This window comes from Falsiruegeria mediterranea M17 (assembly GCF_900302455.1).
Taxonomy (GTDB): domain Bacteria; phylum Pseudomonadota; class Alphaproteobacteria; order Rhodobacterales; family Rhodobacteraceae; genus Falsiruegeria; species Falsiruegeria mediterranea.
Genome location: NZ_ONZG01000007.1, coordinates 54897 through 70437 on the forward strand (window position 1 = coordinate 54897; position 15541 = coordinate 70437).

Below are 15541 nucleotides of genomic sequence, written 5' to 3' on the forward strand. Positions count from 1 at the left end.
GCCGAAACTGGAGACAGTTGGTCGAGGTGCGGTAACAGTCGCACGTGCTATATGGCTGCACAAGCAGGAAAAGACAAGTGCTGCGCGCATTTGGCCCGTGTTCGGACTGTATTCCCCCCGGGGCAAGGAGAAGCACTTTCAACGTGTTTCAAAGTGCCTAACCCGCCGTGCGCTGCAGCCCCCAGCCAATCCACACATCCAATGCATCACCGCCTAATTCAGTGACAGACCCGCCAATGTCGAGCGTTGAACTCACTGCCCCTGATCCAACGTCAGAACGGCCGAAATCGGCGCAAGGGCCACGCGGCTGGCGCGGTCTTGCAAACCCCAAAGCAGCAGCGCGGACATCGTGTCGGGACGCACGCGACCCAGCATGATCACGGCGCCTTCTTGTCCCGCACGAAACGCCGCCTGATCCAGGAACCGGCGCATCACTGTCGGCGTCTGCCCCGCCCCATCAAAATCGCGGAATACCACAGCTGATGGCACACCAGCGCGAGCCGCCAGTTTTTGCGCCGTGTTCAGGCCATTGTCCTGCGTTACCAGACCCCGGCCTGTGCCTCCGGCGATGGCGGCGACTTGATCCGACAGCGCACGGTTGCCTTGAATGCCTGATCCGGTGCCCTCGATGATGGCAACGGTTTCCGGCAAAGTTTCGAGCCAGACTGACATCGAAACCTCGGCGTCCTGTGCGGTGGCGGCGGCCGGCAGGTCGGTCATGGCCAACACCTCGAACCCGGCATCGCGATAGGTTTTCATCTTCTCAGCCGCGCCCGGCCCGGACGGGTCGATGGCAAAGGACAGCGGATAGGGAAATTCCTGCAGCGCCTCGAGTCCCAGTGAATCTGCGTCATCAATCAGCACAATCGCCATCAGCGGCTTGTCTTCAGTGTTCTCGAACGGGGCGGCGTAAGCTTCGATCGGGGGGATCGCATCCGGATCGGCCTGGGCAGTGGCGACGTTGTCACGTTCGGTCAGCGGCACAACAGGCGTTCCGATGTTGGGGCTTGGCGCGGTTCCCGCCAAGCTACCCTCGCTGGGGGCCTCGGCCTGTTGCGGCGGCTCAGCCTCTGCCTCGGGCGTCGGGGCCTCGGGCTCGGGCTGTTCGGCTGTTTGCGTATCCGGGTTTGGCGCGTCTTCGGTCGTGGGGGCCTGCGTTTCCGGTGCAGCAGTCGCCGTTTCAGGCTCGGACTGTTCCGGTGCTGGTGTGGCCGGAGCAGTATCCTCGGCCGTTTGTGAGGTTCCAAACCCTGTAGTGCTGTCCTCGACACTTGGGGCCGTGGGCTGGCTGGGTTGTTCCACAACGCTCGGGGCCTGAGCCTGATCATCCGGCGCGGGCAATTCGGTGGTGGAGGAGGATGGTGCCACAGGGTCGTCGGTGTTCACCGCGACATCGGTCTCGCCAGCAGTTTGCGGCGTATCCAAGCCACCCGTAGCCTCTCCAACCGATGGCTTGTCGCCGGGTTGCGTGTCGCTGTCGGCCATGGCGTCCAGATCATCACCAGAGGTCTGACCGGCATCCGGCGCGCGCGGGGCCAATTCGACCAGATCCGCATCCTTGCCCGCCGGGGCCTGACCGCTGCCTTCTTCGGTCGGCGCCGGATCGCTGCCCGCTTTGGGCGTGTTGGCCACCAGTTCGGGCCGCTGAGGCAATGGGAACGACAAAGACAAAATTGCCGCCGCGCCAGTCACCACGACGCCCCCGACCAGAAGTCCTCCGAAAAATCCACGCATCGCTGCCGCGCCCCTTTTGCCCGTTGCATTCCTGTCACCGTCTAAGCGGCGTTGATGATCGATACCAATTGCCCTGACAAGCGCCCTTGACGCTGCCGTGCAAGCCTGAACATGTATACGCCAACACTATACTGCGGCTGAGGCTTTTGGCACCAGCCCTTAATGGACGGATCATCATGCTGCTGCTGATCGACAACTACGACAGTTTTACCTACAACCTTGTGCACTATCTGGGCGAGCTTGGGGCCGAGGTCGAAATTCACCGCAACGATGCCATCGACGTGCAACAGGCGATGGCGATGAACCCCGCCGGTATCCTGCTAAGCCCCGGACCCTGCGACCCCGATCAGGCGGGCATCTGCCTGGCCTTGACCAAGGCAGCGGCTGAGACGCGTACCCCACTGATGGGCGTTTGCCTGGGTCATCAGACCATCGGTCAAGCGTTCGGCGGTGATGTGGTGCGCTGCCATGAGATCGTGCATGGCAAGATGGGCACCATGTCCCACACTGGCAAAGGACTGTTTGCAGGGCTGCCGTCACCGTTTCAGGCGACGCGCTACCACTCGTTGGTCGTGGACCGCGACACCCTGCCCGACTGCCTTGAAATCACGGCAGAATTGGAAGACGGCACCATCATGGGCCTGCAGCACAAGGAGCTGCCCATTCACGGTGTGCAGTTCCACCCGGAATCGATTGCATCCGAGCATGGTCACGCCTTGCTGCAAAACTTCCTCAATGAGATGAAAGTCCCGGCATGAGTGACGCTCTGAAACCGCTCATCGGCGCGGCAGCCGAGCGCGCCCTGACCCGTGACGAGGCCGAGACCGCCTTTGGAATTCTTTTCAATGGCGAGGCAACGCCGTCCCAAATCGGCGGTCTGCTGATGGCCCTGCGCACACGCGGCGAGACGGTGGATGAATACGCCGCTGCCGCTGCCGTCATGCGCGCCAAATGCAACGCCGTGCGCGCGCCCAAAGGGGCGATGGACATTGTCGGCACTGGGGGCGATGGCAAAAACACGCTCAACATCTCGACCGCAACCGCTTTTGTGGTGGCTGGCGCCGGTGTGGTCGTGGCCAAGCATGGCAACCGCAACCTGAGTTCGAAATCGGGCACCGCAGATCTGCAATCGCAGATGGGGATCAACGTGATGGTTGGCCCGGATGTGGTGGAACGGGCGCTGTCCGAGGCCGGGATCGGGTTCATGATGGCCCCAATGCATCACCCGGCGACTGCCCATGTAATGCCCACGCGGGCTGAGCTGGGGACGCGCACGATCTTCAACATCCTGGGGCCGCTGACCAATCCAGCAGGCGTAAAACGCCAGCTGACCGGCGCCTTTACCCGCGACCTAATCCGCCCCATGGCGGAAACCTTGGGTCTGCTGGGATCCGACAAAGCATGGCTGGTCCATGGCTCGGACGGCACCGACGAGCTGACCATCACAGGCATCAGCTGGGTTGCCGCTTTGGAAGACGGCGCCGTGAAAGAGGTGGAACTGCACCCCGAGGACGCGGGCCTGCCGGTTCACCCGTTTGCAGACATCGTCGGCGGCACACCTGAAGAAAACGCTGTCGCCTTCCGCGCGCTGCTGGACGGCGCGCCCTCAGCTTATCGCGATGCTGTGCTGCTGAACTCTGCCGCAGCTTTGGTGGTGGCCGAGGCCGTTTCGGACCTGCGCGAGGGTGTCGCGATGGCAGCCGAGAGCATCGACAGCGGCAAGGCCAAAGACAAGATCACCGCCCTGGCGCGTATTACACAAGGCACGACATGACCGACACTATCCTGGACAAAATCAAGGCCTACAAGCTGGAAGAAGTGGCCGCTGACAAGGCCAAAAAATCACTGGACGAGCTTGAGGCCGAGGCCCGCGATGCTGGCCCTGTGCGCCCCTTTTCCAAGGCTCTCTTCGACGCCAGCCGCGACGGCTATGGCCTGATCGCCGAAATCAAGAAAGCCAGCCCTTCCAAAGGCTTGATCCGCCCCGAGTTCGACCCGCCAGCCCTGGCGCAGGCTTATGAGGCGGGTGGCGCAGCCTGTCTATCCGTGCTGACCGACACGCCCAGTTTTCAGGGCGACAAATCCTTTCTGACTGAAGCAAGGGCCGCCTGTAGCCTGCCCGCATTGCGCAAGGATTTCATGTATGATCCCTATCAGGTGGTCGAGGCCCGCGCGCTTGGCGGCGACTGCATCCTGATCATCATGGCCTCGGTCGAGGATGGCCAAGCCGCCGAGCTGGAACAGACCGCTTTTGACTGGGGCATGGACGTGTTGATCGAAGTGCACGACGAGGCCGAGCTGGAGCGCGCCGAGCAGTTGAAAAGCCCGCTTATCGGCATCAACAACCGCAACCTCAAGACCTTTGAAACCTCGCTGGACACCACCAAGCGTCTGTCAAAGCTGGTTTCGATCGACCGTACGATCGTCTGCGAGAGTGGCCTGAACAGTGCCGCCGACCTCACCGACATCGCCCGGTATGGCGCACGCTGTTTCCTGATCGGCGAAAGCCTGATGCGTCAGAACGACGTGACCGCAGCGACGCGCGAGATTCTGGCCAATCCCCTGGTTCCGGGGGCGATGTAATGGCGCTCACGCATTTTGACGGCAAGGGCGACGCGCATATGGTGGATGTGTCCGACAAGGACGTGACGTCCCGCATCGCCGTGGCCCGAGGTTACATCAAGATGCAGCGCGAAACCTTTGATATCATTTCAGAAGGTCGCGCAAAGAAGGGCGATGTTCTGGGTGTGGCGCGTCTTGCGGGCATCATGGGCGCCAAGAAAACCGCCGACCTGATCCCGTTGTGTCACCCGCTGCCGATCACCAAGGTTTCGGTCGAGATGGAGTTGGACGCGGATCTGCCGGGCGTCCGGATCGAGGCGACGGTTAAGACCACCGGCCAAACCGGCGTCGAGATGGAGGCACTGACTGCGGTGTCGACCACTGCGCTCACGATCTATGACATGTCCAAGGCCGTCGACAAATCCATGGAAATCGGTGGCATTCACGTTCAGCTGAAAGACGGTGGAAAGTCAGGCCGTTACGAGGCAAAATGATCACCGTAGACGAAGCCCGCGCGCTGCTTTTGGATCTGGTTCAAACCGGCGAGATAGAAGAGGTTCCGCTGGCCCAGGCCTCCACCCGGGTGTTGGCCAGTGACGTGGCCGCTACGCGCGATCAGCCCCCTTTCGCGGCCTCTTCCATGGACGGTTATGCCATCAAGGCTGCCGAAGTCGAGCAGCACGCCATGTTCAAACTCATCGGCGAAGCAGCGGCCGGGCATGGATTTGACGGCACCGTTGGGGCCGGTCAGGCGGTCCGCATATTTACCGGCGCGCCGATCCCGCAAGGGGCTGACTTTGTTGTCATCCAGGAAGATGTCGATCGCAAAGGCGACCTCATCACGATCTCGGACGATCCAGGATCCAAGGACAATATCCGCCCCGCTGGCGTCGACTTCCGGGTTGGCGACACGATCTCGGCCCCGCGCCCTCTCCGGCCTGAGGATGTGGCGCTGATGGCCTCGATGAACATCCCCCGCGTGCCGGTGCGCCGCAAGCCGGTGATTGCCTTGATCTCGACCGGTGATGAACTGGTCATGCCCGGCGAGGTTCCGGGTCCCGATCAGATCATCGCGTCGAATACATTTGGGCTTAAGGCCTTGTTCGAACGCCACGGCGCCCATGTGCGTGTTTTGCCCATTGCCCGAGACACCGTCGCCTCGCTCGAGACCACCTTTGGGTTGGCACAAGGCGCTGATCTGGTGGTGACCATTGGCGGCGCTTCGGTCGGGGATCACGATCTGGTGGCGCAGACCACGCAGCAACTGGGGATGGAGCGGTCGTTCTACAAGGTCCGGATGCGCCCCGGCAAACCGTTGATGGCGGGCCGTTTGGCGGGTGCCGCAATGGTTGGACTGCCTGGAAATCCCGTTTCTGCAATGGTTTGCGGCTATGTCTTCATCTTGCCGATGCTGCGCAAGATGCTGGGACAAAGCGAAGAGGCTGACGCCTTGGTGACCGCGACCCTGAGCCATGATATCGCGCAAAACGGCCCCAGGCAGCACTACATGCGCGCCCGCGTCGAAGGTGGCAAAATCAGTGTGTTCGACAATCAGGACAGCTCGCTCTTGTCGGTTCTTTCTAAGTCAAATGCACTGGCAGTCCGCGCTTCGGATGATCCTGCACGCAGCGCCGGAGAGACATTGCACTACCTGCCGTTGTAAGGTGGCTCAAGAACAAGCGTTGACACAAAACAGGAACATGCGTAGAACAAATGTAAACGCATAGATCCTGAGGTGACGTAATGCTGACCAAGAAGCAACTGGATTTGTTGGAGTTTATTCACAAACGGCTCCAAGCGGACGGCGTGCCCCCCAGTTTCGACGAAATGAAGGTTGCGTTGGACCTGCGCAGCAAATCCGGCATTCACCGTTTGATCACCGCCCTGGAAGAACGCGGGTTCATCCGGCGGTTGGCCCATAGGGCCCGCGCGATCGAGATCGTGAAGCTGCCCGAAAGTCTGGGTGGCGAGCCCTCGGTCGGCTTTACCCCCCGCGTGATCGAAGGCGACCGCCCCGAAGCGGGACGCCTCGCCAATTCCGAGCCCATCACCATTCACGCGGTCGAATTGCCTGTCATGGGCCGCATCGCGGCCGGTGTGCCGATCGAAGCAATCAACCAGCAATCGCACCAGGTTGCGGTCCCCGGGCAGATGCTTTCGGGCAACGGCGAGCACTATGCCCTTGAAGTTAAGGGCGATTCCATGATCGACGCGGGTATCAACGATGGCGATGTCGTGGTCATTCGTGAAACCTCGACCGCTGAAAACGGGGACATCGTTGTTGCTCTGGTTGAGGATCAAGAAGCCACGCTGAAGCGGTTCTTCCGCCGTGGCAATGTCATCGCGCTAGAGGCGGCGAACCCCGCGTATGAGACACGCATGTTCCCTGACAACAAGGTCAAGGTGCAGGGGCGTCTGGTCGGTCTGATCCGCACTTATTGAACGTCACTCTCGCGTATTCCACAAGCGGCGGCCCGTAATCTGGGCCGCCGTTTTCATGCCCGCGTCCGAGATTGCGAGGCTCCCCGTTTCGCGCAGTCGCTGCGGATCAAACGAGTGGCACCCGCCCGGGATCGTTGCCGGAACCGAGGTGACGACAATCTGGTTCGCTTTGCAGCGATCGAACCCGGCAACTGCACGCTTGCCCAACAGATGGATGATTTCCAAGTCACCGACGGTCATTCGGCGTTGCTTGTCTTCACCATCGGTCCAGCGCAAGGCCGCGTGCTGCTGATCCGCTGCATCCCCGTCGTTTTCCAGCCAAACCGTTGCGATGAACCCTGCCCCTTTGGGCTTACTCAACGCTCGGCCATTCTGAGTCAGTACGCCGACCAACCCGCCGGTATCCGCAATCAGAACACCGGGCCGTTCTGCCTGGGTCCAAAGCGCCAGCGCCGCGGCCGCTGGAACCACGCCCATCCAACGCAGCCCCCCACGCCACAGCATGAGCCAAAGAAACCCGATCGATAGCAGCGGCAGCGTCAGTTCTGTCGGAGACATGATGCGCCGCTGTGCGCCCTCCATATCCGACACCCAATGTGCGACCCATAGAATCCACCGCAATCCGGCCCCCATCAGCTCCAACCCGATCCATTCCAGCCCCAAGGGCGCAAGGCACGCCGCCAAAACGGCCGCGGGGATGACAAGGATCCCCATCAGTGGCACCGACAACAAGTTGGCGATCAGCCCATAGCTGGCAACGGTGTTGAAATGCGCCGCCCCAAAGGGCGCAGTGGCCAACCCCGCCACGGCAGAACTGATGACAACGCCCAGGATGGGTTTGAGCCAATTGGGCCCCATGGACCATGCCATGTCCCGGATCGTGCCAAACACCGCGATCAACGCTGCGGTTGCAGCAAAAGACATCTGGAACCCGGGCCCCAGCAAGCTTTCGGGACGCAGTACGAGAACGATCATCGCCGCCACAGCAACGGCCCTGAGCGACAGCGCGCGGCGATCCACCAACACAGCACAGAGCATCACGGCGACCATGACAAAGGCGCGCTCGGTTGCGACGTTGCCGCCTGACAGGGCCAGATAGACCGCAGCGGCGGCCAAAGCGCCGAGGGCTGCGATCTTTTTGACAGGCATCCGCAGGGCCAGCGACGGGATCAACGACAACGCTGTGCGCAAAGCTCCAAACACAAAAGCTGTGAGCAAACCCATGTGCAGGCCCGAGATCGCCAACAGATGTGCCAGGTTGCTTGTGCGCAGATCCCGCAACGTCTCTTGGCTTACGGCACTGCGGTCGCCCGTGGTGATGGCGGCAGCGAAGCCCCCAACTTCTCCGGGCAGGATCGATTGGATGTGGCGCGAGGTCGACAAACGCAGCCGGTAGATCCAGACACCCCAGTCGCCATAGTCCGGCGCTCCGGTCCTTAGGACCGGGGTTCGCGTATATCCGACGGCGCCAAGCCCCAGAAACCAGGCATGACGCCGGAAATCGAAACCGCCCGGCTCGACCGGGCCTTGTGGTGGCGACAGGTGACCGGTCGCCATGATGACATCGCCAGGTGTCAGCACAGGTGATGCGCCATGCAAGGACAGGCGAACCTTGTGGGGCACCTCATCTGGCGACACCCGAGTCAGGCGCACATGGTCCAGCGTGATCCGCACCGCGTCCGAGGCAGAGCGGTCGATGGCGATGACGCGCCCCTCGACCGGGCCGTAATAGCGCCACTCCAAGACCGGCCCTGAAACACTGTGTGCCCGAACCCCGGCCAGCACAAAGCCCAAGGAGATCAGAGAGATACAGGCAATCAGCGGGGTCCAGACATCCGGGTATCGCAAGGCCCGAAAGAAACCCGCTCCGGCAGTGACCGACAAGAGCCCGTAGGCCCACCAATCGGGTTCGGATTTGAGCAGAAAATACAAACCGATCCCGATGCCCAGGCAGACAGGCGACCAGGGGAACAAATACCCGCGCTGTTCTTGCAGGGCGGCCTCGGTCCGTACCAGAACGCGCATGCTTGCTCCTATCCGTCCGTCTGGTTAGACAGGCGGAAACGTTACCGCCACCATAGTTACCAAAAGGTAAATGCCGCATATGTCCGATCAGGTCGTCACCCGTTTCGCCCCGTCCCCCACCGGTTTTCTGCACATCGGCGGGGCCCGTACGGCCCTGTTCAACTGGCTGTATGCCCGTGGCCGGGGTGGCAAATTCCTGCTGCGGATCGAAGACACCGATCGCGAACGCTCGACCCCCGAAGCGACCGCAGCCATCCTGCAAGGCATGGAATGGCTCGGCCTGGATCACGATGGCGAGGTTGTGAGCCAGTTCGAAAGCGCTGCGCGTCATGCTGAGGTCGCCCATCAACTGCTGTCCGAGGGCAAGGCATACAAATGTTTCTCGCCCCAGGAAGAGATCGCCGCCTTCCGCGACGCAGCCCGGGCCGAGGGCAAATCGACCCTGTTCCGCAGCCCCTGGCGCGAGGCGGATGCGGCTACCCACCCCGACGCGCCCTTTGTGATCCGCATCAAGGCCCCGCAGGATGGGTCCACCGTAATCCGCGATCAGGTACAGGGCGACGTGACCATTCGCAACGATCAGCTCGATGATATGATCCTGCTGCGCTCGGACGGGACGCCTGTGTATATGCTGGCCGTGGTTGTTGACGACCACGACATGGGCGTGACCCATGTGATCCGGGGCGACGACCACCTGAACAACGCCGCCCGCCAAATGATGATCTACGAGGCGATGGGCTGGGACGTACCGGTCTGGGCGCATATCCCACTGATCCACGGACCCGATGGCAAGAAGCTGTCGAAACGCCACGGCGCGCTTGGGGCGCAAGAATATCAGGCCATGGGATATCCGGCGGCTGGCATGCGCAACTATCTGGCCCGTCTGGGATGGAGCCACGGCGATGACGAGTTCTTTACCGACGCCCAAGCCAAAGAGTGGTTCGATCTGGACGGAATCGGAAAAAGCCCGGCGCGCTTTGACACCAAAAAGCTGGAAAACCTGTGCGGCCAGCACATTGCAATTGCAGAGGATGCCGCACTGCAGAAAGAGATTCAGGGTTATCTGGCAGCGGCAAATCAGCCTGCTCTCACGGAAACACAATCTGGTGATTTGGAGCGTGCGATGTATTGCCTCAAGGATCGGGCGCGCACATTCCCGGAACTCATTGAAAAGGCTCACTTTGCCCTGACGTCCCGCCCAATTGAGCAGGATGCGAAAGCCGAGAAAGCGCTTGCATCGGTATCCAATGGTATACTGAGTGAATTGACGCCGCATCTGCAAAATGTTAGCTGGACCCGAGACGATCTGGAGGCCTCTCTGAACGGCTTTGCCGAAGCACGAGAGACAAAGTTCGGAAAACTGGCCGGCCCCTTGCGGGCTGCGTTGGCAGGACGAGCAGTAACACCTTCGGTTTTTGATATGATGCTGGTGTTGGGCAAGGACGAAAGCCTGGCACGGCTTCAGGACGCAGCGGAGAAAGCCCAGTCTTCATAAACGGGTAACGCTGCACAGATACGACGGACCTGCGCGACAGCCGCGCAGGCGCTGCCCGCACGACTGTGGCGCCGGGATTTGCCCATTGGCGCACGTTGTGCAAGTACAGAGGAAGGGACATCTATGACCGAGAGCAAGAAATCAGCCACCCTCAGCCTGAATGGCGAATCCTACGAGCTGCCCATTTTTTCTCCGACCACCGGTCCGGACGTCATCGACATTCGCAAGCTTTATGGCACTGCGGGTGTGTTCACCTATGACCCCGGCTTCACCTCAACCGCAAGCTGCGACAGCACCATCACCTATATCGACGGTGAAAAAGGTGAACTGTTGCACCGCGGCTATCCGATTGATCAGCTGGCTGGCAAATCGCACTTCCTCGAAGTGTGTTACCTGCTGCTCTATGGTGAACTGCCTGCCGCTGCAGAACTTGAAAAATTCGAAAGCACCATCACGCGCCACACGATGCTGCATGAACAGATGCACAACTTCTTCCGCGGGTTCCGCCGCGATGCGCATCCTATGGCCATCATGGTGGGCGTGGTTGGCGCCATGTCAGCGTTCTATCACGATTCGACCGACATCGCCGACCCGCGCCAGCGCGAGATCGCTTCGCATCGCTTGATCGCCAAGATGCCGACCATTGCGGCCATGGCGTACAAATATTCGATCGGTCAGCCGTTCATCTATCCGCGCAACGATCTGGATTATGCCTCGAACTTCTTGCGCATGTGTTTTGCCGTGCCGGCCGAAGACTATGAGGTGAACCCGATCCTGAGCCGCGCGATGGACCGCATCTTTACCCTGCATGCGGACCACGAGCAGAACGCCTCGACCTCGACCGTGCGTCTGGCATCGTCCTCGGGTGCCAATCCGTTTGCCTGCATCGCGGCCGGTATTGCCTGCCTCTGGGGCCCTGCCCACGGCGGCGCCAACCAGGCGTGCCTGGAGATGCTCAAGGAAATCGGGACCCCGGATCGCATCCCCGAGTTCATCGCCCGCGCCAAGGACAAGAACGATCCGTTCCGCCTGATGGGCTTTGGTCACCGCGTCTACAAGAACTTCGACCCGCGTGCGACCGTGATGAAACAGTCGGCGGACGAGGTTCTGGATCTGCTGGGTGTAGAAAACAACCCGCTGCTGCAAGTTGCCAAAGAGCTGGAGCAAGTCGCGCTGAACGACCCCTACTTCGCTGACAAGAAACTGTTCCCGAATGTCGACTTCTACTCGGGCATCATCCTCGAGGCGATGGGTTTCCCGACCTCGATGTTCACCCCGATCTTTGCGCTGTCGCGCACCGTGGGCTGGATTTCGCAGTGGAAAGAGATGATCGGCGATCCACAGAACAAAATCGGTCGCCCGCGTCAGCTGTATCTGGGTTCGACCGAACGCGACTACGTCGACATCGAAAAACGCTGATCGGCGGCCCTATTTCACAAGAACGCGGACCCGGCCTTGCAAAAGGCCGGGTTTTTCTTTTCCGCCTTCGACTTTTTTGCCACCTACTGTTCTCGTTTCGGTGACAATCGACGTGTTTGTATCTGTTACTTCGTGTCATAGATCGCCAGATGAATCCACCTATGCGTGTGGATTGAATTGTGCCCAAAGCAACTTCACCATGTCTGGCACAAAATCGATAGTTGTCGGTAGGTGAGCCTGAAGAACCGCCGCTCTGTCCGTTTGTCGCTGAATTCTGAAATCACAGCCGATCAACGGCGCTCAATCTGATCGGTTCTCGACGTGGGAACCGTCATCCCCAGTCAGCCCCGACTTCCCTCGCTTGAGTTCACCCTTTGCGTGTATCCCTTGCATCTTCTTTGTCTTCCGACAGGAAACGACGAAATATACAAACATTGACGCATTTACGCTTTGATATATGTTTTTATTAAGTTTTTTACTTTGGGGGAAGTGATTATGCTGCCGATTTATCTGATGGGCCTTCTGGGTGCCCTGGCAATCTATGGCGTCTACGAATGGGGTCGTGAAGACGGCCAGAACGAGACTGTCGATGCGGTAACAGGGGATCCGGATGAGCCGACCCCTCCGGATGATCCGCTGCAGGGAACGGACGAGTCTCAATCCATCTTGGCCTTTGTTGGAAACGACAGCATCAACGCAGCGGGTGGAGATGACACGGTCGATGGCGCCGGAGGCGACGACACCATCGATGGCGGCACCGGCAATGATGAGCTGTTGGGAAACGACGGCAATGACAGCCTTTTGGGCGGCGACGGCAATGACACCCTGAACGGCATGGACGGCGATGACACGCTGTCAGGTGCTTTGGGTGATGACAGCCTGTCGGGCGCCGCTGGAAATGACAGCTTGGACGGCGGAGAAGGAGATGACTCTCTGGATGACGGCGAAGGGGATGACATCATCCTCGCGGGCGCGGGCGACGATACGGTCTTCGGCCAAGCGGGGGACGATATCACCTCAGGTGGAGCTGGGGACGACCTTCTGCGGCACGCAGGCGGAATTGACCTGGTGCAGGCTGGTGAGGGCAACGACGATGTTCTGCCGTTTTCTTTTGATGATCCGAACAGCACGGTCTGGATCGAAGGGAATGCGGGAAATGACGACATCGAAGGCAGCGGAGGCAACGACACCCTGCTGGGCGGTGACGGCTCTGATACGCTCGCAGGCGATTCTGGCGACGATCTGTTGTTCTCGGGCGACTACATATCGCGCAGCCTGACCCTGGATGAATTGATCGCAACCCGCGCCACATTGCAGGCTGGCGACCCGATTGTCTTGCCGGCTGGTGTAGCGCTCGCTGTGAACGACGACGGTGTTGCCGATGTGCTGAATGGCGGTGCAGGTAATGATGACCTCTATCTCGGTGACAACGACTCCGGCACCGGTGGAAGTGGTCAGGACGATTTTGTGCTTCTCGATGGCGCACTGGCAGATCTTGCGCAAATTCTCGACTATGACGAGACAGAAGATTCAATCGTCTACGTCTACGACGAAGGAGAGACCGAGCCCATGATCAGCGTGACGGACAACGGCGATGGCACGCACACCATCCTGGCGGATGGCGCAGCTGTTGCAATGGTGACCGCATCGTCTTTGTCGGCCAGCAACGTGGTCTTGATTGAACGCGGATCGGACAGCGCATTCGCCGTCTGATCATGCGTCAGAACAGCGAAAGCTGGTCGCCCGATTGTTTAGGAACGGCAAACAGATCGGTCCTGAGAGGGGCTGTTTTGCTAGCCAGTCCCAACCGTCGGGTGGCACTCTCAAAGCGCTGCGCAACGATCTCGGCGTAATGCCCTTCGCCCCGCATCCGGTGCCCCCATCGCGGATCGTAGTCCCGCCCGCCGTGCATCTCGCGCAAGCGCGCCATGACGCGATCGAACCGGGTGGGTTCGTGTTCGGCCAACCACTCCTGCCACAAGGCCGACACCTCACGTGGCAGGCGCAACATGATCCAGCTTGCGGCATCGGCGCCAGCGTCGTTGCCGGCCGCCAGCAGTGCCTCGAGCTCGTGATCGGTTAGGCCCGGCACCAAAGGTGAGGTCATGACCCGCACTGGCACCCCTGCCCCGGTCAACGCCCGAATGACCCGCAAACGCTGGATCGGTCCGGGTGCACGCGGCTCCATCCGCCGAGACAGCCCCGGGTCCAAAGTGGTAAGCGATATGCCAACACGCACAAGCCCACGTGCGGCCATTGGTGCCAGAACATCGATGTCCCGCTCGATCAGTGTTCCCTTTGTGACGATGGCAACAGGATGGTTGAACTCGGCCAACACCTGCAGGCATTCACGCACGATCCCCCTGTCCCGCTCAATCGGTTGATAGGGATCTGTGTTGGTTCCGATCGCGATCGGAGCGACCTTATATCGACGCGCACTCAGTTCCTTGCGCAAAACTTCGGCCGCATTGGGGCGCGCGATCAGCTTTGTTTCAAAGTCCAACCCAGGCGACAGTCCCAGATAGGCATGCGTTGGACGGGCAAAACAGTAGCTGCATCCATGCTCGCACCCCCTGTAGGGGTTGATCGAGCGGTCGAATGGCAGATCCGGGGATCGGTTGTATGTGATCAGGCTCCGCGCCACTTCCTCTGACACCTCGGTGCGCAGCGGCGGCAAACCATCGTCCGTGGCCCAGCCGTCGTCGAAACCCGCACGGGTTGTTGCTTCGTATCGACCCGCCGCATTCGACGCCACGCCGCGCCCGCGCACTTGTCGACCTATCAGCTTTTCTGTGTCCAAACGTTTCATCGCACCAAATTGGAACAAAATGCGAACATTCACAACCCACAATTCTAACAGGCATTCTGCGCCGCAGCAATAACCTGCTGATTCCTTGGGTATTTCACGATCCCGCGTACATGGAGCCGGAAACAACAGATTCGCGGATTTGGTGTATGCAAAAGCGGTTCCAAGCGCCCGGACATGCATCATTTCAAAGATCATTCTGCGAATTTCTCATTATCAATCGCTCAAATTCACCCCTATAGGTCGGTTGCAGAACCGTCTGTGTCGCAACTGACGCAGTCGAAACGCGGCCAAACGGCAAAAACAGAAAAAACGGCCATCAGTCGGGGCGCGCCCCGCACAGCTTAAGGAATCGCACCATGTCGGAAGAAGAAGACATCATCCTGTCGGAACTCGACGACGAAGAACTGGTCCAACAGATGTTCGACGACCTCTACGACGGTCTCAAAGAAGAGATCGAAGAAGGCGTCAACATTCTTCTCGAGCGCAAATGGATGCCCTATGACATCCTGACCAAGGCCCTGGTTGGTGGCATGACCATCGTGGGCGCCGACTTCCGCGACGGTATCCTCTTTGTTCCCGAGGTTCTGCTGGCTGCCAACGCGATGAAGGGTGGCATGCACATCCTGAAACCGCTGCTGGCCGAAACCGGTGCGCCGCGCGTTGGCAAGATGGTTATCGGCACCGTCAAGGGCGACATCCACGACATCGGCAAGAACCTTGTCTCGATGATGATGGAAGGCGCCGGTTTCGAGGTGGTCGATCTGGGCATCAACAACCCGGTGGAAAACTACCTGGAAGCGCTGGAAAACGAAGAGCCCGACATTCTTGGCATGTCCGCTCTGCTGACCACCACCATGCCGTACATGAAGGTCGTGATCGACACGATGGTCGAACAGGGCATTCGCGACGATTACATCGTTCTGGTCGGCGGTGCGCCGCTGAACGAAGAGTTCGGCAAGGCGATCGGCGCAGACGCCTATTGCCGCGACGCTGCTGTTGCCGTGGAAACCGCCAAGGATTTCGTCGGTCGCAAGCACAACCAACTCAGCGCCTGA

At 60.2% G+C, this 15541-nt stretch carries 13 protein-coding genes; 10 read left to right on the plus strand and 3 right to left on the minus strand.

What is annotated here, in order from left to right:
- Positions 1 to 252: 252 nt before the first annotated feature.
- Entirely contained in the window at positions 253 to 1734 is a 1482-nt protein-coding gene (locus TRM7615_RS14290) for a divergent polysaccharide deacetylase family protein (RefSeq protein ID WP_108788698.1), read from the minus strand.
- A 176-nt stretch (positions 1735 to 1910) separates the two neighbouring features.
- Between TRM7615_RS14290 and TRM7615_RS14295 the strand changes: the two genes are divergently transcribed.
- From TRM7615_RS14295 to lexA, 6 genes are all read left to right on the plus strand, one after another.
- A complete protein-coding gene (locus TRM7615_RS14295; protein WP_108788700.1) occupies positions 1911 to 2492 on the plus strand; it encodes an anthranilate synthase component II in 582 nt (193 codons plus the stop codon).
- Positions 2489 to 3508 carry an anthranilate phosphoribosyltransferase gene (trpD, locus tag TRM7615_RS14300; protein WP_108788702.1) on the plus strand — a complete coding sequence of 340 codons (1020 nt, stop codon included), beginning with the start codon at positions 2489 to 2491 and terminating at the stop codon, positions 3506 to 3508. Before TRM7615_RS14295 ends, trpD begins: the two co-directional genes overlap by 4 nt.
- The gene (gene trpC / locus TRM7615_RS14305; protein ID WP_108788704.1) at positions 3505 to 4317 is read left to right on the plus strand and encodes an indole-3-glycerol phosphate synthase TrpC; all 813 of its coding nucleotides are present in this window, start codon (positions 3505 to 3507) and stop codon (positions 4315 to 4317) included. Before trpD ends, trpC begins: the two co-directional genes overlap by 4 nt.
- Positions 4317 to 4790 (plus strand): cyclic pyranopterin monophosphate synthase MoaC, encoded by a 474-nt coding sequence (gene moaC, locus TRM7615_RS14310; protein WP_108788706.1) that lies wholly within the window; start codon positions 4317 to 4319, stop codon positions 4788 to 4790. The genes trpC and moaC overlap by 1 nt, the downstream gene beginning before the upstream one ends.
- Positions 4787 to 5959: a molybdopterin molybdotransferase MoeA gene (locus TRM7615_RS14315; protein WP_108788708.1), complete on the plus strand. Its 1173-nt coding sequence runs from the start codon at positions 4787 to 4789 to the stop codon at positions 5957 to 5959. Before moaC ends, TRM7615_RS14315 begins: the two co-directional genes overlap by 4 nt.
- 80 nt (positions 5960 to 6039) lie before the next feature.
- Positions 6040 to 6738, plus strand: coding sequence for a transcriptional repressor LexA (lexA, locus tag TRM7615_RS14320; protein WP_108788710.1), 699 nt, complete (start codon positions 6040 to 6042; stop codon positions 6736 to 6738).
- A 3-nt stretch (positions 6739 to 6741) separates the two neighbouring features.
- Here the strand turns inward: lexA and TRM7615_RS14325 are convergent, their stop codons facing one another.
- On the minus strand, positions 6742 to 8763 hold the full coding sequence (locus TRM7615_RS14325) for a ComEC/Rec2 family competence protein (RefSeq protein ID WP_108788712.1): 2022 nt from the start codon (positions 8761 to 8763) through the stop codon (positions 6742 to 6744).
- Between the two features lie 79 nt (positions 8764 to 8842).
- On the opposite strand from TRM7615_RS14325, the gene gltX reads away from it, so the two are divergent.
- The 3 genes from gltX to TRM7615_RS14340 all read left to right on the plus strand — a co-directional run bounded on the left by gltX (position 8843) and on the right by TRM7615_RS14340 (position 13390).
- Positions 8843 to 10258 carry a glutamate--tRNA ligase gene (gene gltX, locus TRM7615_RS14330; protein ID WP_108789090.1) on the plus strand — a complete coding sequence of 472 codons (1416 nt, stop codon included), beginning with the start codon at positions 8843 to 8845 and terminating at the stop codon, positions 10256 to 10258.
- A 123-nt stretch (positions 10259 to 10381) separates the two neighbouring features.
- Positions 10382 to 11677: a citrate synthase gene (gltA, locus tag TRM7615_RS14335; RefSeq protein WP_108788714.1), complete on the plus strand. Its 1296-nt coding sequence runs from the start codon at positions 10382 to 10384 to the stop codon at positions 11675 to 11677.
- Between the two features lie 495 nt (positions 11678 to 12172).
- Positions 12173 to 13390 (plus strand): calcium-binding protein, encoded by a 1218-nt coding sequence (locus TRM7615_RS14340; protein ID WP_108788716.1) that lies wholly within the window; start codon positions 12173 to 12175, stop codon positions 13388 to 13390.
- 7 nt (positions 13391 to 13397) lie between these two features.
- Here the strand turns inward: TRM7615_RS14340 and TRM7615_RS14345 are convergent, their stop codons facing one another.
- Complete coding sequence (locus TRM7615_RS14345; RefSeq protein ID WP_108789092.1) at positions 13398 to 14486, minus strand: PA0069 family radical SAM protein; 1089 nt, start codon at positions 14484 to 14486, stop codon at positions 13398 to 13400.
- Positions 14487 to 14842: 356 nt separating this feature from the next.
- Here TRM7615_RS14345 and TRM7615_RS14350 point away from each other — a divergent pair, with 356 nt between their 5' ends.
- Positions 14843 to 15541, plus strand: a complete 699-nt coding sequence (locus TRM7615_RS14350) for a cobalamin B12-binding domain-containing protein (RefSeq protein ID WP_108788718.1) — start codon at positions 14843 to 14845, stop codon at positions 15539 to 15541.